Source organism: Chryseobacterium lactis, assembly GCF_003815875.1.
Classification (GTDB): Bacteria; Bacteroidota; Bacteroidia; order Flavobacteriales; family Weeksellaceae; genus Chryseobacterium; species Chryseobacterium lactis.
Map to the genome: position 1 here is coordinate 2,194,088 of NZ_CP033924.1, position 26,385 is coordinate 2,220,472.

Annotated in this window: 27 protein-coding genes and 1 tRNA gene; 16 read left to right on the forward strand and 12 right to left on the reverse strand. The window is 32.5% G+C overall.

Going from position 1 to position 26,385, the window contains the following annotated elements:
- Positions 1–96 precede the first annotated feature (96 nt).
- Entirely contained in the window at positions 97–2,451 is a 2,355-nt protein-coding gene (locus tag EG342_RS09490) for a PDZ domain-containing protein (protein ID WP_103291609.1), read from the forward strand.
- Between the two features lie 57 nt (positions 2,452–2,508).
- On the opposite strand, the gene ribD is transcribed toward EG342_RS09490, so the two are convergent.
- From ribD to rbfA, 6 genes are all read right to left on the reverse strand, one after another.
- Positions 2,509–3,531 (reverse strand): bifunctional diaminohydroxyphosphoribosylaminopyrimidine deaminase/5-amino-6-(5-phosphoribosylamino)uracil reductase RibD, encoded by a 1,023-nt coding sequence (ribD, locus tag EG342_RS09495; RefSeq protein WP_103291607.1) that lies wholly within the window; start codon positions 3,529–3,531, stop codon positions 2,509–2,511.
- A gap of 63 nt (positions 3,532–3,594) precedes the next feature.
- Positions 3,595–5,394: a DUF349 domain-containing protein gene (locus EG342_RS09500; protein WP_103291604.1), complete on the reverse strand. Its 1,800-nt coding sequence runs from the start codon at positions 5,392–5,394 to the stop codon at positions 3,595–3,597.
- A gap of 74 nt (positions 5,395–5,468) precedes the next feature.
- Entirely contained in the window at positions 5,469–6,206 is a 738-nt protein-coding gene (locus EG342_RS09505; protein ID WP_103291602.1) for a shikimate dehydrogenase family protein, read from the reverse strand.
- 63 nt (positions 6,207–6,269) lie between these two features.
- Positions 6,270–8,054 carry an endonuclease gene (locus EG342_RS09510; RefSeq protein WP_103291600.1) on the reverse strand — a complete coding sequence of 595 codons (1,785 nt, stop codon included), beginning with the start codon at positions 8,052–8,054 and terminating at the stop codon, positions 6,270–6,272.
- Between the two features lie 81 nt (positions 8,055–8,135).
- Positions 8,136–9,341, reverse strand: a complete 1,206-nt coding sequence (locus tag EG342_RS09515) for an ABC transporter permease (RefSeq protein WP_103291598.1) — start codon at positions 9,339–9,341, stop codon at positions 8,136–8,138.
- 3 nt (positions 9,342–9,344) lie between these two features.
- A complete protein-coding gene (gene rbfA, locus EG342_RS09520; RefSeq protein ID WP_027373534.1) occupies positions 9,345–9,704 on the reverse strand; it encodes a 30S ribosome-binding factor RbfA in 360 nt (119 codons plus the stop codon).
- A 94-nt stretch (positions 9,705–9,798) separates the two neighbouring features.
- Here rbfA and mce point away from each other — a divergent pair, with 94 nt between their 5' ends.
- From mce to EG342_RS09560, 8 genes are all read left to right on the forward strand, one after another.
- On the forward strand, positions 9,799–10,197 hold the full coding sequence (gene mce / locus EG342_RS09525) for a methylmalonyl-CoA epimerase (RefSeq protein WP_103291595.1): 399 nt from the start codon (positions 9,799–9,801) through the stop codon (positions 10,195–10,197).
- 62 nt (positions 10,198–10,259) lie between these two features.
- Positions 10,260–10,333, forward strand: a tRNA-Ile gene (locus EG342_RS09530).
- An 87-nt stretch (positions 10,334–10,420) separates the two neighbouring features.
- Positions 10,421–11,245 (forward strand): hypothetical protein, encoded by an 825-nt coding sequence (locus EG342_RS09535; RefSeq protein ID WP_103291593.1) that lies wholly within the window; start codon positions 10,421–10,423, stop codon positions 11,243–11,245.
- 102 nt (positions 11,246–11,347) lie between these two features.
- Entirely contained in the window at positions 11,348–11,593 is a 246-nt protein-coding gene (locus tag EG342_RS09540) for a helix-turn-helix transcriptional regulator (RefSeq protein ID WP_103291591.1), read from the forward strand.
- The gene (locus tag EG342_RS09545; protein ID WP_103291589.1) at positions 11,577–12,872 is read left to right on the forward strand and encodes a DUF3987 domain-containing protein; all 1,296 of its coding nucleotides are present in this window, start codon (positions 11,577–11,579) and stop codon (positions 12,870–12,872) included. Before EG342_RS09540 ends, EG342_RS09545 begins: the two co-directional genes overlap by 17 nt.
- A 59-nt stretch (positions 12,873–12,931) precedes the next feature.
- Positions 12,932–14,161 (forward strand): site-specific integrase, encoded by a 1,230-nt coding sequence (locus EG342_RS09550; protein WP_103291586.1) that lies wholly within the window; start codon positions 12,932–12,934, stop codon positions 14,159–14,161.
- A 93-nt stretch (positions 14,162–14,254) separates the two neighbouring features.
- Positions 14,255–15,166, forward strand: coding sequence for an AAA family ATPase (locus tag EG342_RS09555; protein WP_103291584.1), 912 nt, complete (start codon positions 14,255–14,257; stop codon positions 15,164–15,166).
- Positions 15,150–16,265 carry a DUF3871 family protein gene (locus EG342_RS09560; RefSeq protein WP_103291581.1) on the forward strand — a complete coding sequence of 372 codons (1,116 nt, stop codon included), beginning with the start codon at positions 15,150–15,152 and terminating at the stop codon, positions 16,263–16,265. The genes EG342_RS09555 and EG342_RS09560 overlap by 17 nt, the downstream gene beginning before the upstream one ends.
- Positions 16,266–16,274: 9 nt before the next feature.
- Here the strand turns inward: EG342_RS09560 and EG342_RS09565 are convergent, their stop codons facing one another.
- The 4 genes from EG342_RS09565 to EG342_RS09580 are packed head-to-tail and all read right to left on the reverse strand — an operon-like array spanning position 16,275 to position 21,300.
- On the reverse strand, positions 16,275–17,870 hold the full coding sequence (locus EG342_RS09565) for an Eco57I restriction-modification methylase domain-containing protein (protein WP_103291579.1): 1,596 nt from the start codon (positions 17,868–17,870) through the stop codon (positions 16,275–16,277).
- Positions 17,867–18,502 (reverse strand): HNH endonuclease, encoded by a 636-nt coding sequence (locus EG342_RS09570; protein ID WP_103291577.1) that lies wholly within the window; start codon positions 18,500–18,502, stop codon positions 17,867–17,869. Before EG342_RS09570 ends, EG342_RS09565 begins: the two co-directional genes overlap by 4 nt.
- Complete coding sequence (locus EG342_RS09575) at positions 18,480–19,130, reverse strand: response regulator (protein ID WP_103291575.1); 651 nt, start codon at positions 19,128–19,130, stop codon at positions 18,480–18,482. Before EG342_RS09575 ends, EG342_RS09570 begins: the two co-directional genes overlap by 23 nt.
- Before the next feature lie 10 nt (positions 19,131–19,140).
- The gene (locus EG342_RS09580) at positions 19,141–21,300 is read right to left on the reverse strand and encodes a sensor histidine kinase (protein WP_103291572.1); all 2,160 of its coding nucleotides are present in this window, start codon (positions 21,298–21,300) and stop codon (positions 19,141–19,143) included.
- 249 nt (positions 21,301–21,549) lie between these two features.
- On the opposite strand from EG342_RS09580, the gene EG342_RS09585 reads away from it, so the two are divergent.
- A complete protein-coding gene (locus EG342_RS09585) occupies positions 21,550–21,840 on the forward strand; it encodes a hypothetical protein (RefSeq protein ID WP_103291570.1) in 291 nt (96 codons plus the stop codon).
- Between the two features lie 121 nt (positions 21,841–21,961).
- On the opposite strand, the gene EG342_RS09590 is transcribed toward EG342_RS09585, so the two are convergent.
- A complete protein-coding gene (locus EG342_RS09590; protein WP_103291567.1) occupies positions 21,962–22,489 on the reverse strand; it encodes a hypothetical protein in 528 nt (175 codons plus the stop codon).
- Positions 22,490–22,988: 499 nt separating this feature from the next.
- Here EG342_RS09590 and EG342_RS09595 point away from each other — a divergent pair, with 499 nt between their 5' ends.
- On the forward strand, positions 22,989–23,360 hold the full coding sequence (locus EG342_RS09595) for a hypothetical protein (protein ID WP_103291565.1): 372 nt from the start codon (positions 22,989–22,991) through the stop codon (positions 23,358–23,360).
- A 342-nt stretch (positions 23,361–23,702) separates the two neighbouring features.
- On the opposite strand, the gene EG342_RS09600 is transcribed toward EG342_RS09595, so the two are convergent.
- Positions 23,703–23,924 (reverse strand): helix-turn-helix domain-containing protein, encoded by a 222-nt coding sequence (locus EG342_RS09600; protein ID WP_103291561.1) that lies wholly within the window; start codon positions 23,922–23,924, stop codon positions 23,703–23,705.
- 100 nt (positions 23,925–24,024) lie between these two features.
- Between EG342_RS09600 and EG342_RS09605 the strand changes: the two genes are divergently transcribed.
- From EG342_RS09605 to EG342_RS09625, 5 genes are all read left to right on the forward strand, one after another.
- Positions 24,025–24,468: a hypothetical protein gene (locus tag EG342_RS09605; RefSeq protein WP_103291559.1), complete on the forward strand. Its 444-nt coding sequence runs from the start codon at positions 24,025–24,027 to the stop codon at positions 24,466–24,468.
- 68 nt (positions 24,469–24,536) lie between these two features.
- The gene (locus EG342_RS09610; protein WP_103291557.1) at positions 24,537–24,824 is read left to right on the forward strand and encodes a hypothetical protein; all 288 of its coding nucleotides are present in this window, start codon (positions 24,537–24,539) and stop codon (positions 24,822–24,824) included.
- A complete protein-coding gene (locus tag EG342_RS09615) occupies positions 24,824–25,222 on the forward strand; it encodes a hypothetical protein (protein ID WP_103291554.1) in 399 nt (132 codons plus the stop codon). The genes EG342_RS09610 and EG342_RS09615 overlap by 1 nt, the downstream gene beginning before the upstream one ends.
- A 53-nt stretch (positions 25,223–25,275) precedes the next feature.
- Positions 25,276–25,671, forward strand: coding sequence for a hypothetical protein (locus tag EG342_RS09620; RefSeq protein WP_103291551.1), 396 nt, complete (start codon positions 25,276–25,278; stop codon positions 25,669–25,671).
- A gap of 43 nt (positions 25,672–25,714) precedes the next feature.
- A complete protein-coding gene (locus EG342_RS09625) occupies positions 25,715–26,161 on the forward strand; it encodes a JAB domain-containing protein (protein WP_103291718.1) in 447 nt (148 codons plus the stop codon).
- Positions 26,162–26,385: the final 224 nt, after the last annotated feature.

The following is a 26,385-nucleotide window of genomic DNA, read 5'->3' on the forward strand; positions in this document are numbered from 1 at the left end:
GATTTCTGTTTTGCATCAGATATTTGACTACATTAAACCTGTTTTTAACAGAAAAAAGCAGAAAAGAAATCTCTGCCGGCTATATCTATGATTTCTATGAAAAGAAATTTATTTGGTCTCTTACTCAGTATGTTTACGCTTCTTTTTTCAAAGGCGCAGATTCAGCTGTATGTTTCTACAAATGGTAATGACAATAGTCAAGGGAGTATCACCCAACCTTTCAGAACTCCTGAGCGGGCTATACAGGAAATTGAAAAAGCTGCTGGAAAGGCTGTGACCATCTATTTCAGAGAAGGAACTTATTATCTCCAAAAACCAATTATACTGGATCACAAGATTGTAAAAACAAAATCTCTTCTTATTAGTTCTTACGCGGATGAACGTGCTTATATAAGTGCAGGCGAACTATTAACAACAGATTGGAAACCTTATAAAAATGGAATATATGTGACACCGGTTCCTCAAAATGCTGGCTTTGAAAGATTTTTTGTAAATGGAAAGCTACAGATACTGGCTCGTTATCCTGATTATGATGCTACAGCCCGTGTTTTCAATGGAACTTCAGCAGACGCTATAAATCCTGAGCGGATCAGACGATGGAAGAATCCAACAGGTGGCTATGTTCATGGCCTGCATTCAGGAGAGTGGGGAGGTCTTCATTATAGAATTGTAGGGTTTGATGAAAAAGGAGAATTAAAATTAGAAGGTGGGTGGCAAAATAATCGTCCATCTCCATTGCATAAACAATTCCGCTTTGTTGAAAATATATTTGAAGAGTTGAATGCTCCCGGAGAATGGTTTCTGGATAAGGAAAAGAAATTGCTCTACTACTATCCGTTCAAGGATTCAGATTTATTAGGATCTAAAATAGAAGTTTCCCGTTTTAAAAATAGTATTGAAATCAAAGGCGGTGAAGGAAACCCACTATCAAACATAGAAATTAGAAATCTGAGCTTCCTGCATAATGAACGGAGCTTTATGCAAACAAAGGAACCTCTTCTCAGGAGCGATTGGACTATCTACAGAGGAGGAAGTCTTTTTCTGAATAATACTCAGAATATCCGGATAACAGGTTGTCAGTTTATAGATGTGGGAGGTAATGCCATTATGTTAAGCGGATATAATAAAGGAAATCTGATACGGGGCAATTATATCATTGGAGCAGGTGCCAGTGGGATCTCTTTTGTTGGTGAAACTGATGCCGTTCGTTCTCCTTCTTTCAGATATGAAGATAGTGTTCCCTATGAGCAATTGGATAAAATCCCCGGTCCTAAATCTGATCATTATCCCCAGCAATGTATCGCAGAAAATAATCTGATTCATGATATTGGCCGGATTGAAAAACAATCTGCAGGGATACAGATTGATATTGCCTCGCAGATTGCAGTTAGATACAATAGTATATACAATACGCCCAGAGCTGGGATTAATATTGGTGACGGCGCTTTTGGCGGACATATCTTAGAATTCAATGATGTTTTCAATACTGTTCTGGAGACCGGAGATCACGGTGCTTTCAACTCGTGGGGAAGAGATCGTTACTGGAGTCCTTCCAGAAAATATATGGATAGTATTACGAGCAAACATCCGGAATTGATTTTACTCGATGCATGGCAGACTACTGTTATCCGGAATAACAGATTTCGTTGTGATCATGGTTGGGATATCGATCTTGACGATGGTTCTTCCAATTATTCTATTTATAATAATGTACTTCTCAATGGGGGACTTAAGCTTCGTGAAGGCTTTAAACGAAGAGTAGAAAATAATATTATGGTTAATAACAGTTTTCATCCGCATGTTTGGTTTAAAAATAGTGAAGACAGCTTTCTTCATAATATTGTAATGACCCCCTATGCTCCCATTCAGATTGATGATTGGGGGAATAATATTGACTATAATCTTTTACCTGATAAAGAATCTTTACAGGCTGCACAAAAGAGAGGCACTGATTTACACAGTGTTTTTGGCAGTGTTGATTTTATTAATCCTCAGAGTGGAGATTATAAGGTGAATAATAATTCTCAGGCTTTAGCTATCGGCTTTAAAAATTTTGCAATGGATAAGTTTGGTGTTCAGATTCCTGAATTAAAAAAAATGGCTACTCAACCGGAGTTTCCTGCATTAATTGAAAATTCAAGTGATGATCAAAAAATAACAACAGGTAATTTCCTGAATGCAACATTGAAATCAATTGATGGTTTAGGAGAAAGATCTGCTTACGGTTTACCTGATGAGAATGGAGTTGTAATCCTTAAATTGGAAGAAAATAGTCTGTTAAAAAAAGCCGGATTATTGGAAAAGGATGTTATCAGAACGATGGATAATACGCCTGTCAAAAAACTTAGCGATCTTATGAATATTTACCAGGTTTCAAAGTGGAAAGGAAAATTGAAAGTAGAGGTGATTCGGAATCAGCATCCATTGGAAGTGGATCTGCTTTTACAGTAAAAATCTGCCTCAATGGTGTGAGACAGATTTTTATATTGTCATTTAAAAATGAAATTATTAAAGCTTAAAAAAAGAAACCAAATTATCTCTGAATTGTTCTGTTTTATAAGCTGTATGATTAAATTCCGGAGCTTTTGTTCCATTTTTTAATTCCAATCCTTCGTTTTTAATAACAATTGCTTCATCCCAAAGATCAGCATCAATAAATTGCTGCAACGTAAAGCGACCTCCCTCAATAATAACAGATTGAATCTGTTCTTTGTACAGAGCATTCATCAAATAAGGCAAGAAGTTTTCTTTTCCGATTTTTATGAATTGAACATGGTCTCGAGTTTCTTCTTTGATAGAATTAAAGATCAATGTTTTTGCCTCCTTGTTATAAATTGCAGAAGTTTCAGGAATCTTTAGATCGAAATCAATTAAAATTCTGACAGGATTTATCCCTTCAGTATTTCTTACGGTCAAACTTGGGTTGTCATTCAACGCAGTTTGAGTTCCTACTAAAATAGCATGCTCATCGGCTCTTAACTGATGAACAAACTGATTCACTAAAGTGTTTGAAATAGCTGTAGGTTTAGAGTCTTTATCTAAAAATCCATCAGCGGATTCTGCCCATTTCAAAATGATATACGGCCTTTTCTTTTCATGATAGGTGAAAAAACGCTTATTCAATTCTATACATTCTTTTTCCAGAATCCCGGAAATAACCTCAATTCCTGCATCGTGAATGATTTTCTTGCCTTTTCCATTCACTTTATCATGAGAGTCCATGGCACCTATCACTACTTTTTTGAATCCTAGCTCTTTAATTTTTAAAGCGCAAGGTGGTGTTTTTCCATAGTGAGCACAAGGTTCCAACGAAACATAAATAGTAGATTCGGGGATCAGTTCTTTGTTTTCCACAGAATTTATTGCATTAATTTCTGCGTGATTTTCTCCTGCTTTATGATGATAGCCTTCTCCGATGATTTTTCCGTTATGGACAATTACACTGCCTACAAGCGGGTTAGGATAGGTTTTTCCTAACGCTTTCTGAGCGAGCTCAATGCATCTTTGAATATAAAGTTCGTCGTTGTTCATATCTTTAAAAAGAAAAAGCGAAGACAAATTGCTTTGCTCCGCCTTTATTTGTTGTATTAAGAATTAATCTCCGGTAATAATATTGTGGAGATTCTGTTTTAATGTTTCCAGATGAGCTTTTTTCTCATCGATTGTATTGTAAGTATCCTTTAATAAAGGATTTTCTCTTGACGGTTTGGTAAAGAAGGCAAGGTTGTTTTCCAACTTTACAATTTCTCCTTCAAGATCTGAGATTTGATTTTTGATCTTTCTTGCCTTATCGGTAAGCTGGTTTTCAGATAAACCTTCTTCTTTTAATTCAAGTTCGTTGATCTTATTGATCTTTAATTTCTCTCTTAAAGTCTTGTTGAATTCAGTGTTGATCGAAATTTTATCTCTTGGAACTTTTCCTATGTTATTCCATGACGTTTTGATCTGTTCAATTTTTTCGATGCTTCCTTCGTCATTACTTACCGTTTTCAATTCATCAAGAAGCGCTTTTTTATTTTTGTAATTCTCCTTCCAGTTATCTGTAGAAGTATTGCTTTTCTCTCTGTAATTGTTGAAGAATGCATTACAGGCATCACGGAATTCATCCCAGATTTTATTAGTCATGCTCTTTGGAACGTGGCCGATTTTCTTCCAGTCTTCCTGAAGTTTTTTGAATAACGGAACAGCAATATCCCATTCTTCATTGTTCATATTGTCCTGTGCAGTCTGGATCAATTTTAATTTTTCTTCCAGGTTAGCCTGCTGAGAACCTTTTAATGATTTGTAATAATTATTCTTGGTAGTATTGAAACCTCGAAGTGTTGTTTTGAAATCATTCCAGTTTTGGTTGGATAATTTTCTTGGAACACTTCCTGTCTTTAAGAAATCAGAACGCAGATCTTCCACTCTTTTGATGGAGTTTTGCCAGTAATTGTGATTAGGAGTTTCAGAAGGTTCTGAAAGCTTTTTAATTTCAGCAATAATCTGATTTTTCTTCTCAAGATTGGTATTTTGCTCCTGTTCGATCACTGCAGATAATTCAGATTTTCTTTCGTGAATTTTGTTGGAGATTTCTTTGAACTCTTCCCATGTCTTTTCACGGAACTCTTCTGCTACAGGCTCAGCTTCTTCTTTCCAAAGCTTATGAAGATATTGCAACTCATTCAAAGCCTTTTGAATTACCGGTTCATTTTCCAGTTCTTGCGCACGGGCAATAATGTGTTGTCTTTTTTCTAAGTTGTGGCTGTATTCCTGTTCCAAAAATTCTTTGTTCAGATCCAGCATTTGATAAAATTGATTCAAATGGTGGAAATAGTTGTTATTAAGAATTTTGAATTCAGATTTGGCAACCTGTCCGGCTTTTGACCAGTCTTCTTTGATCTCACGGATTGATCTGAAAAGATTAACCCCCGGCTCAGAATTGGTATAAAGATTTTTAAGTCTTTCAATAATACTTTGACGGTGGTCAAGGTTTTTCTTCTGCTCTTCTTCCTGACCTTTCTGGAAGTCATCATGTTTTTCTCTGAAGATATTGACTAAAGCAGAAAATTTAGTTTGAGACGGATGCTCATAACTGAAATTTTCAGGAGCATTTCCTGCCTCTACATATTCATGTTTTTTGTCTTCCACTTCATCATGAATAAAATGACTTGCTTTTTCCTTCAGCACATTGAATTTCTTGAAATTCTCACCGGCGTTGGGAGTGTTAATGATTTTTTCCATTTCCTTTAAAGCATCTGCTAAAGAAATTTCAACATCATCATGCTCTTCAAGGTGTTCTGCATCATCATCATGGTGAGTTGCATCAGGAGAATTTGTATTTTCTGATGTCTCTTGAGGTACTTCGTTAGAATTTTTTTCTTCGTTTTCAGAAAGATTGTTTTCTGTAATCATAGCAAATCTTTTATGTGAGTGGCGTTAATATCCTTCAAATATAGCCGTAAAGCCAATTAAAGCACTAATTTATGTTATTTTTTTTGAAAATTCCAAATTTCCCAGGCTTTTTCTGCTTGCTGTTCAAGCATATAATAACCGTTCACTGTTTTTGCTCCTTTTTCAGAGGCTTTAAGGATAAACTGAGTGTAATTTGGATTGTATATAAGATCTATAACCAGGTGTTCTGAAGTAAGTGCATCAAACGGGAAATCCAGGCAATCTTCAGTGTTTGGAAACGTTCCTACGGGAGTACACTGAATAATGATTTTATGTTCCTGAACCGTTTCCTTATCCAGATTTTCAAAGTTAATTTCTGTACTTCTGGAAATGGTTTTTGAAGGGATATTAAGTTTATCTAAAACATATTTTACCGCTTTTGCAGCACCTCCGTTTCCTAAAATCAATGCTTTGTCCTGAGTTGGTTTTTTATGTAAAAGAAGCGTCTTTTCAAAGCCAAAAGCATCCGTATTATATCCTGTTTTTTTTCCATTTTGAATAAGAACACAGTTCACGGCACCAATTTTTTCAGCTTCGTCACTCAGTTCATCAAGATAGTTAATGATTTTTTCTTTAAAAGGAATGGTTACATTGAATCCTAAAAGCTCAGGTGATGAAAAAAGATTTTCCACTTCATCAATTTCATTAAGGTCAAAGATATCGTAAGAGAAATCCTTAAGCATAAGCTTTTGGAACTTGTTTTCGAAGAATTTTTTAGAAAAAGAATAAGAAATATTTCGTCCTATCAGTCCTAATTTTTTATTAGAATCCATAGATCAAAAATAAAAAAAAGACCGGACAAATCCGGTCTTTTAAAGTGAAATATTTTTTAAGACTTAGTCTACGATGAACTTCGTAGAGAAATTGTCAGTTTTCAAGATATAAACTCCTTTTGTCAAGCCTTTAAGATTGATTTTATTGGAAGCTTTGAAAGGATTTGCAATCGTTTCAATTAATTTTCCTGAAAGATCATAAATGTCGGCCTTTGAAATCTTGCTAAGGTTTTCTCCTTTTACAAATAATTCATTGTTTTTAATCGGGTTAGGGTAGATGGTAAACTCTGATTTATTTTTCTGAGCGTCAACTGTTCCTAATGAACCGTTATAACATGTCCAGCTTAAGTCATCCAGAGCAACTCTGTTTGTCGCTAATGAATTCGTTAATTTAATAACGATATTTCCGGTTACATTGATATTGTTAATCGTAGTAGTTGTTGCTGTTGCGCTATAAGGAACCGATCCTACATTCACATTATTGATAAAGACATTAATCGTACCATCACTTCCAGCGAATTTTAACTGAGTAGTTAATGTTAAACTCTGAATTCCACCGGCTAGGGTTGAACTTGTTAAATTACCATTTCTGATGGTTATTGCTTTCCCGTTGATTGTCTGATCAACTCTTGCATCTGTGGCAATCCATGTAATCGTATTATTAGTCCATGTTGCTGTCATGTAGGTGTTTGCAGCACCTGAGATCGTTTCAAAATCTTCTGTTCCACAGCTTCCACCCACAGGACCGTCAAGTGTAGTTGCAACGGCATTGTTACTTTGTGGGGAAGGGTTTCCTGAAGCATCTTTAGCAATAATATAGAACGTATATTGTGTAAGCGGAGATAATCCTGTTACTGTAGTGGAAGTTAATGTTCCATCTACTGTCGTTTTTAGAGTTCCGTTTGCATAAATATCGTAAGCCGTTACTCCGATATTATCTGTTGCTGCAGTCCAGTTTAATGCAACTGAATTTGATGTAGGGTTACTGGCAACCACATTGGTAGCCGCTGTTGGAGGCGTAGTATCCACAATCGGATCTCCCCAGATCTGAGTAGCATATTCCGGGTGATCAATAAATGGGTTTCTGTTTCCCTGGTAGGTGTATGAAGCATTATTTCTTGCTATTTCTTCCGGAGATACAGGATCCATGACGTGCCATGCTAAATACTGCTGAAGCGCCCAAGGCTGTAAACCTGGAAATGCAGAACCTCCTAGCATTCCTCCGGATGTAAATCCTGAAAGTTTAGCTTCATATCTTGTTACAAAATAAAAAATCATTCTGGCAATATCTCCTTTAAAGGCATCGATGGGTTCAAATACAGTACCCGAATATCCCGGAGAAACAGAATTACCAAGTTTTGAAAAATTTTGTGAAGTAAAAGAAGCTGTTCCTACTTTTCCGTATGGAAAGTTTGATCTCTTTCCATTTACTTTTCCATCAGTAGGACGAATAAAGTGAATATCTGCTACCATTGGTGAAGCTGAGCTAAACAAACTTTGAGGAATAACGTGCTCACGGTTATAGCAATCACCTTCGTTGCTGTAATTTCCACATTTCTTAAGTCCCGGTGTAAAATTGTATGGATCAGGACCTGTAGGATTTTCAGAGTAGATGTCCAGAACAGTTCCGTCGTTTTCATAGAAATAATCACGATCTGTTGTGGTGTAACCATTCCATAGTCCATCATATCCATGATCTACATGTCCATTTTCTATGATGTTTTTTAGAGCCGTTTTAAGAGGAGCTCCTGTTAATCCGGATGCGTTATTATAATAACCCGGAGGAATTTGCGCTAATGCATGGATAAATGCAAAGCTTAATAAGAAAAAAGATAAAATTCGTTTCATTTCTTTTAAAATTGGGGCGTAAAGGTACAAAAAAATGAAACCGTAACGGATTAATTATATGAAATGTGTAAACGTTCTATGTTAATTTTTAGTAATATACTCCTTGCTGATCTTTGAAAAGAACCATGAAATAGCGATTCCAAATACAGATGCCGTAAGGGCTACAATAAGATAGTTTTTGCCCACAATCTTTACAGGGAAAGGAAGAACTTCATTAGCTCTGAAAAATTCCGTGTACAATTGGAAATAGCAAAGTGCTGTTCCGAATATTAAACCGGTAATGACTCCCGAAATAACGATAAGAATTCCAGTATAGAAATAGGTCATTCTTAGATGGCTTAAAGGAAAGCCTAGTGAAATAAGAGATTTTGCCTGTTCTTTTTTGTCAAGCTGCAAAATAATAATAGCTCCTGCAAGATTGAAGGTGGTGATAAAGATGACAAGCGCAAAAATAAGGTAGATGAATAGTTTTTCAGTATTGATCATTTTCCAGAAAGCAGCATTTTCCTCTTCTTTGGTTTTTATTTCGATATTTTTTCCAAGAGAAGAAAGAAGGTTTTGCTTTACAGCATCTGCATTTTCCGGATTTTTTAATTTAATAACAATCTGATACGCTGATTTTTTAGGCAGACTCAATAGTTCCTCAGTAAGTTCAATAGGAGAAATAATGTAGTTATCCAATTGATCTTTCCCTGGAAAAACGCCTGTTACTGAAATATCTCTTTTGTTGTAGATATCTTCTTCTTTATTAATGATCCCGGTTCCCGGTTTCGGCATAAAGACAGTTGCATAATGATTGGAAGAGTCGATGGGAATCGATAACCTGTTGTCCAGGCTGTTTTCCATCAATACTTCGTTTGAATATTTAAAACTCGGATAGGTTCCGTAGAATACATCTTTATTAATAGGATTGACTTTGATGTACGCAGAATCCACTCCTCTTAAAAAGGCAATATCACCTTTGCCATTGAAGCTGACATATACTTTCTCTTCAATAACGCGTGAAAAGCTGGTTATTTCTTTGTTGTTGGATAAAGTAGCGGCTACTTTATCCAGATTTTTAATGGTTTTTCCTGATGTACTTTTTAAGGTAAGATCCGCATGAAGATTAGAAATAAGATCCTTATTCAAATCTTCAAGTCCGGAAAAAACTGAAATAATAACGAACATTGCAACCACAGCAACCGTCATGGCACCCACAGCCAGCCACGTAATGAACGTAACAGCAGTGCTGCCTTTCTTAGCCAAAAGGTATCTGGATGCTATGTAAAATGCAATATTCTTCAAGATCTATAATACAGGATTGTCACCTTCGCCTCTTAGTTCTCTTTCTAATTTTTCAACATCATCAAGAGCGGTGTCCAGATAGAAGTTAAGCTGAGGAATAATACGTACCTGTTTTGCCATTTTCTGGCCAATGAAATTTCTGTATTGAGGTTTGTTTTCTTCAATCTCCTTCATGACAGCTGTACGGAATTCCTGTGGGAAAATGCTTAAATAGATTTTAGCAATCCCTAAATCTGCCGTTACTTTTACGTCTGAAACACTCACTAATATACTCTGCTTACTCTCTGAAGCCTGTTTGCGGAAAAGCTCTGCGAAGTCTTCCTGAATGATCTGTGCTACTTTTCTTTGTCTGTTACTTTCCATAAGTTGTGCAAATTTAGTACTTTTGTTTGAATTGATACTTCTGAAATTCAGCCACAGTATCAAATTTACGATTAATTATAATTATTAGCAGTATATGAAGCTAGAACATATCGGTATTGCCGTAAAGTCTTTAGGAGTCTCTGACGAGCTTTTCGCCAAATTATTAGGAAAGGAATCCTACAAACATGAAACTGTGGAAAGGGAAGGGGTGGTCACTTCTTTTTATGAAACGGGAGAAAGTAAAATTGAGTTACTGGAAGCTAGTAATCCTGAAAGTCCCATCTCAAAATTCATCGATAAAAAAGGGGAGGGCATTCATCATTTAGCTTTTGGAGTTGAAAATATTCTGGAAGAAGTAAAAAGATTAAAAAAAGAAGGATTTCAGTTTATCTCCGAAGAACCGAAAGAAGGTGCTGATAACAAATTAGTTGTATTCCTTCATCCGAAGTCTACAAACGGTGTGCTGGTAGAACTTTGCCAAGAAAAGCAATAAAAAATTTTGTAGTGAAAGAAATTTTACTATTTTTGCAAACACAAAATTTAACCAAGTTTTGAGGTCCTATAGCTCAGTTGGTTAGAGCACCTGACTCATAATCAGGTGGTCCCTGGTTCGAGCCCAGGTGGGACCACTTTTAGAATCAAGCACTTACAGAAATGTAGGTGCTTTTTTGTTTTGTTGGGTGAAACATAGGTGAAACATTTCATATTTTTGAAAAATGAATAAACGTCAAGATTTATTTCTTAAACCTTTAGAAAATTTCTTTACAAGCCCAAACTTGGAGACACTCAAAAATCAATTTTATGAGGACTTTCTTGATGAAATAGGAAGTGTTCCAGGTAACTGTCTATTTATAGATGAAGGTGTTTGGAGGAATGACGAGTTTTTTCCATTAAAAAGCCATATTTTAGGTGAGTATTATAAAGTATTCAGCTATATTAGGGACAATTTTGATACAACTATTCTTTCTACGCCAACAGAAGATATTCCCAAGCTCTCGAAATATGTTGAAACATCTTTTAGATATATAGTTACTACCTACCAAAGTTTTCTTGATGATTATCCAGAAGTGACGAGAAGTTTTAAAAGTTTTAAACAATACTTATTACGAAGATATTCAATAACAATAACCTTAAAGCAAAACAGTAAATTTACTCCAGACAGTAACTTTGGATATATAGGCACACTTCCTAACTTGAAAAAGCTATATCGTTTATCTGTTAATTCTGGTATTTTCGATACAGACATAGATACATTTATTGAAGTCTTAACAAAAGAAAATTCTACATCTTACATTAAATTCAAAACATCTACACCTATAATGGTAGGTTATTTAGAGATCATATCCAGGTTATTTCGTAATATGGATATACGAAATATCGTAAGTAGTAGAAAGTTTGTTACAAGAAGCGATGATGAGGTATTTATAACCTCTGAAAACTACTATACTGCAACTACGAGATTGAAGAAAAAACCAGAAGAAAAAAAGATGCTGGAAAATATTCTTCAATTTGTTGATTTACAGACTTTAAAAAAGAAATAATCTTACACTTTTCTTACATCACATCTTACATGCTCTTACACCTTGACTACAAGGTGCTTTTCATCTCTTTACATTTGCTACCACAACATTAAATCTATTACAATGGAGAACATTGAGAAAAAGATTTTAAGCTTTAAGGAAGCTGTTTTATTCATGGACGTCAGCAAGTCACTCTTGTATAAACTGACATCAGAAGGCAGAATCAACTTCTTCAAACCTAACAATGGTAAAGTCTACTTTAGAAAAGAAGATTTGGAGAACTGGATGATGCAGAATGAAGTGAAATCTATTACGAGTTTAGAAGAAAGTATAATCGACAAAATGAGAACAAGTGGAAGAAAATATTAATAATCCATTGATACCTGATAAAGTATATAAAAGTTTGCCAGACATCCTTAAAAAAGTGACTGATAATTTTTCAGGCAGAGAGAAGGATATAGTTCTTACTTCAGCTTTAGGAGCTTTAAGCAGTGTCACTCCAAATGTATTTGGCTACTATCATAGTACCATAGTCTATGCAAATATTTTTACCATTATAAGCGCCCCACCTGCATCAGGCAAAGGAGTGATGATGAAAGCTAGAATGTTGATTGAAAAAATACATGATTATTTGCTTGATGGTAGCCAAAATCAATGGAATAAATACGAACAGGATGAAGTAGAGGAAGAACAATCAAAAAAAACTAAATCTGGTAATAACATAATTTTAAAAATTGTGCCAGCAAATATAAGTAGTGCAGAACTCTATAATTTTATGAATAAAATAGAAGATGGAATACTTATAATTGAGTCAGAGGCAGACACAATGGGAAATATGTTGAGTAATGACTGGGGTAATTATTCTGATGTGCTTCGTAAAAGTTTTCATCACGAGCCTATGTCAATGAGTAGGAAAGGAGATGGTTTATATATAAGTGTCAAGAGTCCAAGATTATCAATAGTATTAAGTGGTACACCAGCTCAGTTGAAATCTTTAATAAATTCGAAAGAAAATGGACTTTTATCTAGGTTTATCGTTTATTCTTTTGACGAAGTTATAGATTTTAGAAACCCTTTTATTGATGGAAATGATGATACTAATGAACTGATTAGAAACCAATCAGAAAAGGTATTGCAGATTTACAAAAGTTTAAAAGATAGAGAAAGTCAGCTTAAATTCGAACTCACTTTACGTCAACAGCAATATTTTGACCAATATTTCAGAAATAAGCAAATTAATTTATTAAGAAATGGTGAGGTGTCCTCAAGCTTTATTTCTAATCTACATAGGCTGGGATTAATATTTTTTAGAATTTGTATGATTTTTTCTGTTTACAGAGAATGTGACGACTTATCTCAATTATCGAAACTTACTTGTAGTAACAAAGACTTTATACTCTCTTTAAGACTAATGGAGGTTTATTTCGAACATTCTCTGTTTAATTTTAAGAATATTGACCAGTATGGATTGTCAGAAAATGATGAAGAACTGTTATACTCTGTTGAGCAGAATTTCACAAGAGAACAAATTTTAGAAAAAGGAACTGAATTAGGAATTCCCATTAGGACGATAGATGATAAACTAAGTCAATGGACAAGGAAGAAAATTATCAAAAAAATATCCAGAGGAGTCTACAAAAGATTCTAATAGTTTTCCAAAGCCTGTCTTAAAAGACAAGACAGGCTTTTAATCAATTAATTTTTACAATGATGAATAACCACGCAACCATAAAAGTTGTCATGGGTAGTAAGCCTTTGTCTGATGGTCAGCATCTGGTTTACCTACGCATAACAAAAAATAGAAAGAAAAAGGAAATTTCTTTGAATCTTAAAGGCTTTAAAGAACGTTTTATAAGTGAACAATTTATAAAGCCACATCCTAATCTGAGAATAGAAAATGAACTTATTTTAAAACTTAAGCAACATGCTTTTAGTATCATCAGGAATTTTCAGATAAATGATGAAGATTTTACATTAAATGAATTTGAGCAAAAGTTCAGAGGTATTCCAGATACTAATGAAAATTTTTTTGTCTTTACTAATGAGATTATTGAAGAATTGGAGCTGTCTAATAGATTAGGGAATGCAAGAGCCTACAAAGAAGCCAAAGAATCTTTAGCGAAATTTATACTTAGCTATGCTGAAAATACAAACCTTAAGTTTAAAGATGTTACCCCAGAATTTCTTGAAAAGTATGAGGTCTATATGCGTTCACGAGGAAATGACAATGGAGGAATGGCTTTTAAGATGAGACAGATAAGAGCAGTATTTAATAAGGCTATTAATAGGAAAATTATCTCTCAGGACATTTATCCTTTTAAATACTATAAAATTTCCAAGCTTAGAGCAAAACCCAACAAAAGAGCATTAACAGTTGAAGATTTTAAAAAGTTGAAAGATGTTGATTTATCACAGTTTCCTCATCTTATGGAAGCATACAATTACTTTATGTTCTCATTTTACACAAGAGGGATGAACTTTGTAGATATGATGTACCTTAAAAAATCAGATATAGTAAATGGTAGAATATACTATACCAGAGCCAAAACCAAAGGTAAATTTAGTATAGAAGTTGTTGATACAACACAGAAAATTATTGATTTCTATATCGACAAGACTAAAAATACTTCTTATGTTTTTCCAATATTGTTGAGTGATAATATGACACCTAAGCAAATTGAACACAGAAAACATAAAGTTCTAGGACGTTATAATAAGAAGTTAGGAGAAATAGCGAAGATTGCAGGTGTTGAATCTCACATAACCTCTTATGTAGCAAGACACAGCTTTGCAACTATCCTTAAAAAGAAAGGAACAAGCACAGATTTGATTTCTGAACTGATGGGGCATTCCAATGTACAAATAACCATGACATATCTGAAAGAGTTTGATAATGAAGAATTGGATAAAGCAAACAGAACACTATTAAATATATAGTTGAAAGGTTAGTTTCAATTTGAGATTAACCTTTTTTCATTTTTAACTTAATAAAAATTAAAGAAAATATTAACTTTTTAAATACAAACCATTATGCAATTAAAACAATCACAAAGACAACAAGTAAGGCTCAGATTAGGATTGTCAGGAGCTTCTGGATTTGGAAAGACCAAATCAGCACTATTATTATCCTATGGAATGACACAGGACTGGAGTAAAATAGCAGTCATTGACACAGAAAACTCCTCAGCTTCCCTGTATTCTGACCTGGGCAGTTATAATGTACTGGATTTACAAGCACCTTACAGTCCTGAAAGGTATATTCAAGCCATAGAACTGTGTGAAAAATCAGGAATAGAAGTTATTATCATAGATTCAGCCAGTCATGAGTGGAATGGTTCAGGTGGATGTCTGGAAATTCATGAAAAATTAGGTGGCAGATTTCAGGATTGGGCTAATGTAACCCCAAGACACCAGGCATTTATCAACAAAATTTTACAGTCAAGTTGCCACATCATCACCACAACAAGAAGAAAGATAGATTATTCTTTGGATGTTGGCAGTAATGGCAAGACTAAAGTTGTAAAACATGGAACTAAAGAAATTACCAGAGATGGTTTTGAGTATGAATTAACCATTAATTTTGAGCTAGTTAATGATAACCACTTGGCTAAAGCAAGTAAAGACAGAACAGGACTGTTCATGAACAAGCCTGAATTTCTGATAACCCCTCAAACTGGTAAATTGATTTTAGACTGGTGTAATGCAGGAATTGCAGAAACTGCAACTATTGCAACTTCTGTACAGAGTTACCTGGAGCCAATAGAGATAAGTGAGCTGATAAGTAAAATTGGAGATTGTAATACCTTGACTGAACTTTTGACTCTATATAAGCAGTACCCAGGTTATCAGGAGGAATTAAAATCAGAGTATGAAGCCAGAAAATCATTTTTAATCAAATTGTCTAATCCTCAAAACTTTTCAACTAATGGAGTACACAGATAATACAGCAGTAATGGAACTGCAAAATGTTCAAAAAAGCAGTCACCTTAACCTGGAGACTGTAAATATCCAAGATGCAGGGGTGTTTTACCCAAGCAGAATGAATGAAATAAAAGAGGTTGAGCCAAGAAGTGTTCAACCTCTTTTGATTTCAAATACTGCCACCACCAATAATACCACCTATGTTCACAAACCATTTATTGAAGCTAATACCTTGCAGGTAGATTTGAGCCACCTTAAAAGTGATTGTATCATTCCTGTATTCAGTAAGGACAATGAAAAGACCATTGCTCACCAAGAATTTATAGAAATTGTTACTAATACAGTAATGAAGCTATTTCCTCACCACCACATTACAGCACCAGAGATAAGAGTAAGCCACCAAATCAAAGGGAGGACTCCTGATGCCATATACAAAAGTGCTAAGGATCTGTTAGACCATGAGAAGACCATTTATTATGAAAGAATGGCTTTTATTATTCAGATATCATCTATTGTAGATAATATTAATGGTAATGAATTGGCGCTTACTTTGGGTGGAGTAAGGAGTTATAATCTGGAGAATTTGTATAATAAGAAAACTTTTGAAAAATTTAAGTTTTTTATTGGCTTTCAAAACAAAGTTTGCTGTAACCTCTGTGTATCTTCTGATGGTTTTGTAGAAGAAATGAGGGTGGGGAATTATCACGAGCTACAGGAGAAAGTTACTTCTGTTATCCAGAACTATAATGCACAAAGCCACCTAGAGGTTATGAAATCTTTATCTCACAGCAACATTACAGAGCATCAATTTGCACAACTTTTGGGTAGGTCAAGATTATATCAACACTTACCTAAAAAAGAGAAATTAGTGATTCCAAATCTGAACTTTAATGATAGTCAGCTCAACACAGTAGCAAAAGACTACTATGAGGATGAAAGCTTTTGTAGGAATGAAGAAGGAGATATTAGCCTCTGGAATGTTTACAATCTTTTTACACAGGCTAATAAATCTTCATATATAGATACTTTCTTAGACAGGAATCTGAATGCTTTTGAGTTTTCAAAGGGTATTCAGAAAACACTCAATGGTAGTTCTGATTATCATTGGTTTTTAAGTTAATTTTCCACCCTACACTAGTGGGGTGGATTTTAATCTTCTATGAAAAAGCTTTTTCCAAATTGAGGTTAATTTTTCTCTTTCGTCTGCATTAAGGTTTTTTAAAATAATCTCGTCATTGAATTTCAATATTGCCTCTATGTCATTTTTTGATTTAAACTTCAGATTTAATTCATTTAGATTTCCATTATCAATATATGGCATATATACTTTTTTAAATTCATTAGGCGTGAGTTCTAAAACACCTCCACCATAAAATCTACCTTCTAGCTCAGCATAAATAAAGGTTAGAGTATTGTAAAATGAATAGACAAAATGTTCTACATTATATTCTTTTTTCATTATAATCCTGTAAAAAGAATCTGTTAGTAAGTAGTTTTCAGGATTGTATATTAATTTTGGATATAAATGACATCTTTTAACAAAAAAAATATCACTAGACCATGTGCTTGGAATTTCATACCAATTATTTCTTTTCTTCATTTTGTATCTCCCAGATATCTCAAGTTCAACACCTGTTGATAGATAATCTTTTACCACTTTATGATGAATATCTTCTCTTTTTATATCTATTAAAAAAGCAGGTTTATTATCTGAAATGATCTGGGAAAAAACTTCTTTGTCAAGAATTATTGAGTTTTTTAATAGATTGCTTTTCCTGAGTATTTCCTTTGAAAATTTCTTTAAACCAATATTTTCTATCTTTTCGTATGTGCTAATAAAATAGTCATTAGCAGCTGTAACAATTCCTACTTCTGCTTTATCGCAATAATGATTAACTTTTTTAAAATTTAGCTTTTCTGTAACATCAATTATAAAATCTAGTTCTTCTTCAGATAGTATATAATTAGTCCATTTATCTAATCTTTTCCTATTAACATTTGAATTTTTTTCAGCATAATCAGGAATCTTTAGATCATCAAGCTTTTGTACTTGAAAAAAAGAAACATTATTGTTTTCGACAGCTCTTTTCTTAACACCAATAAAAACTATTACATCTTGCTCAATATTATCAAATATTAATTCATTAAATGCAAAAATTTCAATTTTATGAAAATTTTCTAAAATATATTTTCTTATTGATTCTGTATATTTAACTTGAAGTAACTCAGCTGGCAGAACTAAACATAAAACACCATTGTCATTTAATTCTAATGTGTTTTTAATTAAAAATGCTGGCCAAATATTTTTTACTTCACCTGTATGTCCTGCGTTAGCTTTAACAATATCCCCTATCCTTAAAATTTGCTCAGTATTTAAGTGTTGTTTAGATATGTATGGGGGGTTGCCTATTACTAAGTCGTACTTTTCATTGTCTTTTTTTAAATAATCATCATTAAATACTCTATCCACCTTAGTTTTGTTATGTCTAACAAAAGCAAGCGTCTTATTTAATTCATCTTCATTTATATCACAGATTGTAAACGAAATTTTTTTATTTGATTTTTTAATTAAAGATTTTACAAAAATTCCATCTCCACAACTAGGTTCAAGAATTTTTATTGTCTTCTTTTCATTGAAAAAGTTATTTAGAATATGATCTGATAAAAAGTCACTTAAAATCTCTGGAGTATAATAGGAACCAGTCTCTTTATTATTTATACTCATCTAGAAATATCTTGTTTTTTATATGGTATCATTGTATTTAAGTCAGCATACAATTTTGATATCTTGCATTGATGCTCAAAAAACTTCTCTAAAAGTTTTTTCGTTTTTTCATTTTGTGAATTCCTTAATAATATTTTTATATACTCTTGAAAAAGAGGAAGAGTATCTAAGAATTTTTTATTATACCAATAAAATATTCTTTCATTAATCAATTGCCTTCTATTTAGATATAATTTTTCTATGATGTAATTTGCTGTAAAATTATTTCCTCTAACATTTCCATTTTCATAATCTACTTGTATTAATTCTGAATAATTATATTCTATAGGGTTAGGGTAGAATGCAACATCAAATGTTGGCTGTTGGTCATTGGGCCAATCATTTCCTTTGAATCCATTACATACAGAACAAGCATAAAAAAGATTGTTGTAATTATTAATATCTTCTGTAAATATAGATTTAGGTTTATAATGTTCAACATGAAAATTTCTTATTCCTCCCCATCTACTTTCATGAATGCAACAATATACACACCTATGTTTGGCTTCAACAGATAAATCCTCTTTACAAAGTTTATATGATCTGTTCAAATTAATTAAGGCATCATTTTTAACAATTTTCTCCCAAATCATCTGTAATATGTTTTTTTATTTCTTCAGCAATTAATTCATAATCTTTTATACCTTGTGAGAATTCTTGTAGCCAAGAATCTAATGTTTCATTATTATCAGAGCCAAAGTGATTTTTTATAAATTCCTGTAAATTAGATAATTCTTTTTCTTCACCTGCAGTTATTTCATTATTGGCTTTTTTAATTGACAATTCAGAAATTTTATTTTTTTTATCATTAAATTCTTTATAAAAATCTTCTCCTGATTTAATCATCAAATTTACATATTCATCTCTTTTAGCTTCAAAATCAGATTTTGAAATAATAAGATAATATAAATCATATACAGAATTAAGATTTTCTTCTCTAGGATATGCAGTAATACAAAAGATAGGTATGTCATTAAAAAACGTTTTTAAATACTTGACTACATCATGCCCTAAGCAAGAAGTAGCTTGATCATTTAATTTTTCATCAATAACAATAACAGAGATTTCATTTTCATTTATCCAATTGATATAATCGCTTACCTCTGCAAATGGAGGCGTGTCAATGACATCCCAACCTTTTCCAATCATGGGTCTTTTAATTGAAAGTTTTAATGCTTCTCGTGAAGTTTCTCTATCATCTATTAATCCTAAATTATACATATTCAAATTTTTAAATTTCTATTGGCAACCAAATTTTAAACTGGGCTCCTTTTAGTTTAGAATCTCTACCAACCTCTATGGTTCCTTTCATTTCATCAACTATTGACTTTACGATAGTTAATCCAAGTCCTGTCCCATTGTGTTTCTTATCACCTGATATTTTAGTACTAAATAAAGGCTCAAAAATTCTCCCTTCATATTCTTTAGGTATTCCCTTTCCTGTATCACTTACTGTTATCCTATATCCAGCAATTTTATTAAATACTACTTTCTCTAAATTAACTCTTATTTTTCTTTTTACGTCCTGATTTACACAAAATGTATATGCGTTGGTAACTAAATTAATAATTATAGACTCTATATCCATAGTGTAAGTTGTAGCATATAATTCTTCAAACTCTCTAATTAGTTGTATTGATTTTGCTTCTAAAGCTGGCTCTATCAAATCTAAAGATTCGTTTAAAATTTTGGAGATTTTTCTTTTTCTTTTTCCTCTCTTCTCTCTTTCAACTCGAGATAAAGCAAATTCTCCCCATCCAGAAATTAATTTTGATTGTTCATAAGCCTTATCTAATTGTTGTTTAGTAATTTCAGGATCTGTATCAAAATATTCTTTTGCATTTCGTAAATGTAGTTTGAAATTACTAACTGCAGTTTCTGTTTCATGCCCAAATACAGCAGAAGAAATACCTAATGTAGCTAGAGCATTTAACACTCTTTTCTCATCAAACAGTTTTTCAAATGTTTCTTCTGTTTCTATTATTGCAGAATCTAAAGTTTCTATAGATTTTGTAAGTGATGTTTTACTTGTTTCATCAAGATTTACAACCTTTTTTTCAATATTTCTTAATTCAGATTTAACTTGCTTTAATTCTTTTGTGATATGTTCAATACTTTCATTTTTTGTTGTAGAATTTTTCTTTGATTCTTTTTTTTGAGTATTTATAATATTTACTCTATGTGATTCTAATAATATTACAGTCCCTAACACAATATTTTGTAGTTCTTTAAAAGCTGCATTTTCAACTAAACCTTCTCTATTGGAACTGTCTTTAATATTTTCATTCTCATCTCTTTTTATAAAAATTCCACCAACTAACTGATTAGGTGAAACTTTATATGTGTCTCTACTAACCCCTGCTGGATCTCTTGCTTTTCTTTCTGCTAATCCTAACCAATCATATCCAAGTGAACTATTTACAAACCCATATGGTTTTACAACAATATCATCTCTATAAATTTTTATCCCAGAATTATTATTTAAAAAATCTCTCAGATCTGTCAGTTTAAAACCTGAACCAGATAGTAATGAACTTTTCTGAATATATAAAGAAATTGTTAGAAAAAATGGACCACAATCAATAGTTTTTGTTTCACTATTAGAATTTACTAATTGGAAAATTTCATTAATTTCCATAATTTTAGTGGTAGGCTTTTTAAAATACTTATCTTTTATCGTGAAAAGTAATTTATTTCCATCATAAACACAGTCTATATCTATTTCAGAAAATTTATTTATTGTTGAAGATACTTTTTTAGAAAAGCTTTGGTCGTAATCATTTTTTAAATCAATTTCAAAATCAATTTTTTTATTTTCAAGAGGAGTAACAAAATACGATAGTTCATCATACAGCTCTTCTATTGAAGAAGAATCCCATTGTTCTCTTAATTCTGTAATTATTATTTCTGTACCTGATATTTCTTTATCTGCTCTTTTGGGAACAGTTAGTATTGGGTTGTCAATTTCTTCAATTTCAATATTCTCAATAGGTGTTTTTTCAACATCAAATTGCTCCCAATTAATTTTTAATCCTTGAATATTGTCTTTTTTTGATTTAGTTTTTATTTCGACTATTTTACCTAATCTGTCAGTCGCAATTCTACCTATACCTTTTTCACCTGTTTTTCTTCTACCTTTCTCACTTTGTTTTGATGCTCTTTTTTCTGAAAAACCAATTATCAACCAGTTGTCATTAATTTCTTGTTCAGACATACCAAATCCATTATCAGCTATTCTGATGTAATCTTTCTTAATTTCGACTTCTACTTTGGTTGCATCTGCATCATAAGAGTTTTTTATTAACTCTATTAAAGCTGTAGTATGGTTTTTAATACTATCTCTGCCTAATTGTAAAATTAATCTAGCATCTATGGAAAAATTTTTACTCATCTTAAATAATATTAACAAATATAACCAATAAAAGTTGGTTTACTAAAATTATAAAATTCTACTAAACTTATGAACTACTAATCTTTATTTATTAATAGACAATTAACTCATATTTTAGACGTGAATTGCATTTTAAAAATAAATAAGAACTCATAAAATGCCATAATTATTTAGACACTAATTAATATTTCTTCTACCTCTCATTTTGTGGTGTGATTAGTTACTTGTATCTTAAGCTAAAATTTTATTATGAATGAATTAGAGATTTCTCTTCAGCAAAAAACAGCTGAAGTAATGGAAAGAAAAAAAACTCAAGGATATGGAAGTTTTTCAGAAGAGGACATTTTCAGGGATGTATTTTTAGAAAAATTTGTGGATATAATAGTAATTAAGAGAGATTCTCCTAGTCAAGATATCAGCGAAGCACTTGAAGCTTGTGTGTATGCAGAAGCAAGAAGTAAGGGTTATTCTCCTGAATCTGCTGTTGAAGAAACTGCAAAATTTATGGAACAAGAAAAATTAAAAAATAGTAATCCTTGATAAATCAATAGTTAAATTTGCAGACTTTTACTTTTCAGTTAGGTTTAAGGTTTTACTTCTCAAAAAAATAGAAAGGACTTTCTCAAAATTAAAAAAGTCCTTTCTTATTTTAGTGTCTAGATTACTTCCATTCTTCCTCTGAGATGGTTATTCCAGTTCTTGCGAAATAACCATCAAAAATAAATGACCTGTTCACTATTTCACTGAATTTTTTTATTAAGTCATGATATTGTCTAGGAACTGAAACATTCCCATGCTCATCATAATCTGGGAATGGTATTTCACATCTGCCACCATCCACTATACAATAAGCAACTCTGAAAACAAGGGCGTTATTATAGAAAAAATCCAAATAGCTTGACCTGCCTGGGCTTGGGTCTGGATTATTTGTAGCCCAAGGTCTATCAACACCTTCATTTTTATCTCCCACCTGTATACCCCAAGCTATAGTTATCGACAAATTTGGCATATATGAAGCCATACTACTATGCTCTTTATGTTCTAGCACATAGTTCTCTCCTTGATATACTTCTGAAAAACTGAATTGGTCTCTGTAAGATGGACCACTCCCATATCCCCACGAACTCATTGTGTTCCATTCTTCCTTGTCAGAATTGATAAAAGTTTCTAATAACTCGTCAAATGTCATAATAATTGTTTTTATTGGTTAATGTTTTTTATGCTTAATCTGAAGCATCTCAAATATAGCACTTTATAAATCATGAAAAATTTTTATTACTAAAAAATATTCAAGAGCAAATGCACTAGCATAATCCCCCACTTGGCTTTTAATTTGGGAAATCCCCCTCCCCACTTTACAAGAACTTGCAATTTTCACAGGTCTATATTAGATATGTGAACAATTGCAACTTCAATTTTAGTTCTTTACTTGTGACAGCACTGGATCACCTTGTGAATGTACTTTCACTGCACCTGCCTATACTGATTTCTATTCATCTCACCTCAACACTGAACCTGGAGCAGTTAAAGTAGAGTATCAATCTTTCTTTTACAATGCAACACTCCTGAATAACCCTCACTTGTGGGGAAATAACATACATTAAGCCTTTAAACCCAGTTAATAGTGGTGGTGTAAAGGTTTGTGTCTTGTTTCAATAATTAACAATTAACTCAAAATCAAAAAGACTATGGTAACGATTACGAATTACACCAAAAGAAAAAGAGAAGATGGCACAGCCTTTTGTGTCCTTGAAATTAACAGTGGTATTGAACTTATACAAAGTCAGACCACAGGTCAGTATTATGCAACAGCAAAGAAATGCTATATACCTGCAACATTTGATGAAGCTGTATGTAGAAGTCTTCGAGGTACTATGATGAAAGGTGATATTATCAAGATTGAATGTGAACCTTATCAGTATACTATCAAAGAGACTGGAGAACTTATCACCCTGAATCACAGGTATGAGTACACACCTGATGAAAGTTCACAACTAGCACACAATAACTATTTAGAGAATTACACAGCTCCAGGTAACCTTGTGAGTACTATCCAGTAAAAATCCAATAAGTCCTAATTTTTGTAAAATGTATGTATACAAAAACAAAAAGTGGGACTTATTTAGGACAAAATTTACCTGGAACCTATAAAGAAAGGGAGTAAATTTTGTCCTTTTCTTTTACTCTATTTTTTCCTGTTTACTGATGTTTACCTTTACATCTGCCCAGGTAACTTTGACTTTAAAAGTAATTAATGACTGGGTAAGATTTTATTAAATAGCTGAAGTTTCCATTTATACCAAACTCATTGAGCATACTATAAGAAGAATCCAGGTAACCTCTTATTGGAAGATTACACTAACTTTTGGTTTGCTGTAGAGAGATAAGGTTAAAGATGGGAATTATTCTATCACATTTGTGATTTCAGAGAGTTTCACCTCTAGGCTGATAGAAATCTTGTATAAAGTAAAACTACTTGGACAGGTTTTACCTGTTTCAATCCTGTTCATATTAGACTTCTCAAAATTGCATAGTAAAGCTAGTTCAGCCTGAGACATATTTTTCTCTTCTCTTAGCTGTCTTATCCTTTTACCTAAAGCTATTTGAAAGTTTATTTTCTCCATTAATAAAAATTACTGACTTCAAAAGTGGTCAAAAATGATAATATTTTCATTATCATTTTTGATAATTTAATATATTTGTTAAATCTAAATTTTTATAGAAATGAAAAAAATCTATTTGTTATTTATTCTATTTTTCTTCACTATTGGTTATTCACAATCCTCAGAAGAGGTGTTTAATAAGTTTGTTAATTCAGGAGGAATTGTATGTTTTTACACAAAAAAAGAAAACTCACCCATCCAAAAAGAAGTAAATATGTTTGTATTTTGGGAAGAAAAGCAAGAGGTTTTAAAAGTCTTGGATAATAATTTTGCTGAGTATCCTGCAAAATTAGACAGAACTTATATTGAGCAAGGTCTATATATAAAAGAATATATACCATCAAATCTTCTTAATAACCCTGTTAAAAGGATATTTAAATTTTGCTACAAAGAAGATAGTAAAGAGCCAATAGTTGTAGTAGAAATTACCTATACCTCCAAAAATAACTACACAATTACAAAATATTTCACCTCAGAATGGGCAAGGTTAACCAACTATAATTAAACATTGTACAACTTAGCTGTAAAAGTCAATTTTTCGAATATTCAAAATGAAAAATAATCTTGTTTAACATGAAACTAAAATCACTACTAATCACAATCACATTTGTACTGGGAATACTGTTAGCAGTCTTTGGAATTAAATTCTACCAAGAATCAAATATCGAAGGATATAACCTTGTCAACTATCCTGTACAGATAGTTCTACCAGAAGACTACAAAGAAATAACTCCTAAAAGTAATATTCTAGGATATTACAACAAGAGACAGAACAAACTCTACATTGCATTTACTGATGATAAAGAAGATAGTCCAATCAATAAGAACGTAGATTCAACTAGCATTGCAGACCAGAAGTAATGGTGTTAGAGGTTATTCACTATTACACAGTTCCAAGTAATATTGACATTGATAAAGGTCTTAAACAGGGTATGTTCATCATAGTTACAACTTCTACATTTTTTTTGAGTAATTGTGTAATAGCCTGGCAACTTAATAATGGTAAGCTGTATATCTGTGAGATATACAGTAAGCATGATAAAACTTATGAGAAATCTTATGTAAACCAGATTCTTGAAGATGATAATAAGGTCTTTCATGATTGGATAAACTGTGAAATATTAGCTCCAGGTTATCTAATTCCAGGTAATACCAAAGTTGATGGTTATTTCTCAATTAAAATCAAAAATGGATGCGTAGAAGATGTGAAGTTCAAGACAATTCTTGAAGAATATAATCAGCAGAATATGCCCTTGTAAGCAATAATACAGCCATCTGGATTAGAGGTGGCTTTTAACAATTAACAATTAAAATGATAAATGACATATATGAGCACTTAAAATTCAGATTGGATGATGAACACCAAGATTTTGAGTTTGAAATCATATCTGTACCTCCTTATGAGTTCATAGAAAACAATTTATCTCTCGTCTCTTATGAGTACTTTGGAGAAATAAACGAAATACTGGGTTCAAAGGTAAAACAGGTATTATTGTACTTCAATGCTGACAGGCTCATGAGAGTAGAACTAAAGTATAAAGAAAACAAGGTTGAGAGTCTTAAAAATAAATTAGAAGAATTTACAGTCTCTTTTCCCAGTTCTGTAACTCTGAAACTTTATTATCAGCAAGAGGATAACTTGACTATTCTGATGTATCAGAAAGAGGTTTTAAACAGGTTTTACGATTTTGGAGTTAAAAAAGCATAATACAAGCTGTGTGCCCCCCACACATACTTCAAAAAAATTAAAAATGAATACAGAAACAAAAGTATCAGAGATACAGGTAATATATCATCCTTGTAAAATGTATGAAGCTACTCTTACTACGAGCAGTGATGTAATAGCAATTCTAAGGACAGTGTGGGATGAAGGGAGAATAGAAATGCAGGAAGAAGTAAAAGTTCTTCTTGTAAATTCATCAAATGCAGTGATTGGAGTCTACAACTTGTCTAAAGGTGGAATTACAGCAAGTTTAGTAGATATCAGATTGATTTTATCTGTAGCTTTAAAATGCCTAGCTACAGGGCTTATATTAGTTCATAACCATCCAAGTGGCAATCTTAACCCAAGTAGTGCTGACCTTTCAATAGTAAAGAAGCTTAAGACAGCTTGTAAATTACTTGACATTTCCCTCCTTGACAGTATTATTATCACAAAAGAAAGTTATACAAGTTTTAATGATGAAGGACTGTTGTAACAGTTGCAGTTCTTGCAGTTTCTGCAAATTGACTAAAAAATATCTGGGTGAAACATAGGTGAAACATTTTATCAGAATAATACAAGATATTATAAAGAAATGAAAAATAAAAAATCTTTATTTTGTTGAAAATCAGAACAATGAAAAAGAATGAAATAAAATGTAAAGTAACTTTTTTCGTCTCATAATCAGGTGGTCCCTGGTTCGAGCCCAGGTGGGACCAC

Excerpts from the sequence above, each read along its gene's own strand:
- EG342_RS09490 (WP_103291609.1), top strand. The coding sequence starts at position 97 with ATGAAAAGAAATTTATTTGGTCTCTTACTCAGTATGTTTACGCTTCTT.
- ribD (WP_103291607.1), bottom strand. The coding sequence starts at position 3,531 with ATGAACAACGACGAACTTTATATTCAAAGATGCATTGAGCTCGCTCAG.
- EG342_RS09500 (WP_103291604.1), bottom strand. The coding sequence starts at position 5,394 with ATGATTACAGAAAACAATCTTTCTGAAAACGAAGAAAAAAATTCTAAC.
- EG342_RS09505 (WP_103291602.1), bottom strand. The coding sequence starts at position 6,206 with ATGGATTCTAATAAAAAATTAGGACTGATAGGACGAAATATTTCTTAT.
- EG342_RS09510 (WP_103291600.1), bottom strand. The coding sequence starts at position 8,054 with ATGAAACGAATTTTATCTTTTTTCTTATTAAGCTTTGCATTTATCCAT.
- rbfA (WP_027373534.1), bottom strand. The coding sequence starts at position 9,704 with ATGGAAAGTAACAGACAAAGAAAAGTAGCACAGATCATTCAGGAAGAC.
- mce (WP_103291595.1), top strand. The coding sequence starts at position 9,799 with ATGAAGCTAGAACATATCGGTATTGCCGTAAAGTCTTTAGGAGTCTCT.
- EG342_RS09535 (WP_103291593.1), top strand. The coding sequence starts at position 10,421 with ATGAATAAACGTCAAGATTTATTTCTTAAACCTTTAGAAAATTTCTTT.
- EG342_RS09540 (WP_103291591.1), top strand. The coding sequence starts at position 11,348 with ATGGAGAACATTGAGAAAAAGATTTTAAGCTTTAAGGAAGCTGTTTTA.
- EG342_RS09550 (WP_103291586.1), top strand. The coding sequence starts at position 12,932 with ATGATGAATAACCACGCAACCATAAAAGTTGTCATGGGTAGTAAGCCT.
- EG342_RS09555 (WP_103291584.1), top strand. The coding sequence starts at position 14,255 with ATGCAATTAAAACAATCACAAAGACAACAAGTAAGGCTCAGATTAGGA.
- EG342_RS09560 (WP_103291581.1), top strand. The coding sequence starts at position 15,150 with ATGGAGTACACAGATAATACAGCAGTAATGGAACTGCAAAATGTTCAA.
- EG342_RS09565 (WP_103291579.1), bottom strand. The coding sequence starts at position 17,870 with ATGAGTATAAATAATAAAGAGACTGGTTCCTATTATACTCCAGAGATT.
- EG342_RS09570 (WP_103291577.1), bottom strand. The coding sequence starts at position 18,502 with ATGATTTGGGAGAAAATTGTTAAAAATGATGCCTTAATTAATTTGAAC.
- EG342_RS09575 (WP_103291575.1), bottom strand. The coding sequence starts at position 19,130 with ATGTATAATTTAGGATTAATAGATGATAGAGAAACTTCACGAGAAGCA.
- EG342_RS09580 (WP_103291572.1), bottom strand. The coding sequence starts at position 21,300 with ATGAGTAAAAATTTTTCCATAGATGCTAGATTAATTTTACAATTAGGC.
- EG342_RS09585 (WP_103291570.1), top strand. The coding sequence starts at position 21,550 with ATGAATGAATTAGAGATTTCTCTTCAGCAAAAAACAGCTGAAGTAATG.
- EG342_RS09590 (WP_103291567.1), bottom strand. The coding sequence starts at position 22,489 with ATGACATTTGACGAGTTATTAGAAACTTTTATCAATTCTGACAAGGAA.
- EG342_RS09595 (WP_103291565.1), top strand. The coding sequence starts at position 22,989 with ATGGTAACGATTACGAATTACACCAAAAGAAAAAGAGAAGATGGCACA.
- EG342_RS09600 (WP_103291561.1), bottom strand. The coding sequence starts at position 23,924 with ATGGAGAAAATAAACTTTCAAATAGCTTTAGGTAAAAGGATAAGACAG.
- EG342_RS09605 (WP_103291559.1), top strand. The coding sequence starts at position 24,025 with ATGAAAAAAATCTATTTGTTATTTATTCTATTTTTCTTCACTATTGGT.
- EG342_RS09610 (WP_103291557.1), top strand. The coding sequence starts at position 24,537 with ATGAAACTAAAATCACTACTAATCACAATCACATTTGTACTGGGAATA.
- EG342_RS09615 (WP_103291554.1), top strand. The coding sequence starts at position 24,824 with ATGGTGTTAGAGGTTATTCACTATTACACAGTTCCAAGTAATATTGAC.
- EG342_RS09620 (WP_103291551.1), top strand. The coding sequence starts at position 25,276 with ATGATAAATGACATATATGAGCACTTAAAATTCAGATTGGATGATGAA.
- EG342_RS09625 (WP_103291718.1), top strand. The coding sequence starts at position 25,715 with ATGAATACAGAAACAAAAGTATCAGAGATACAGGTAATATATCATCCT.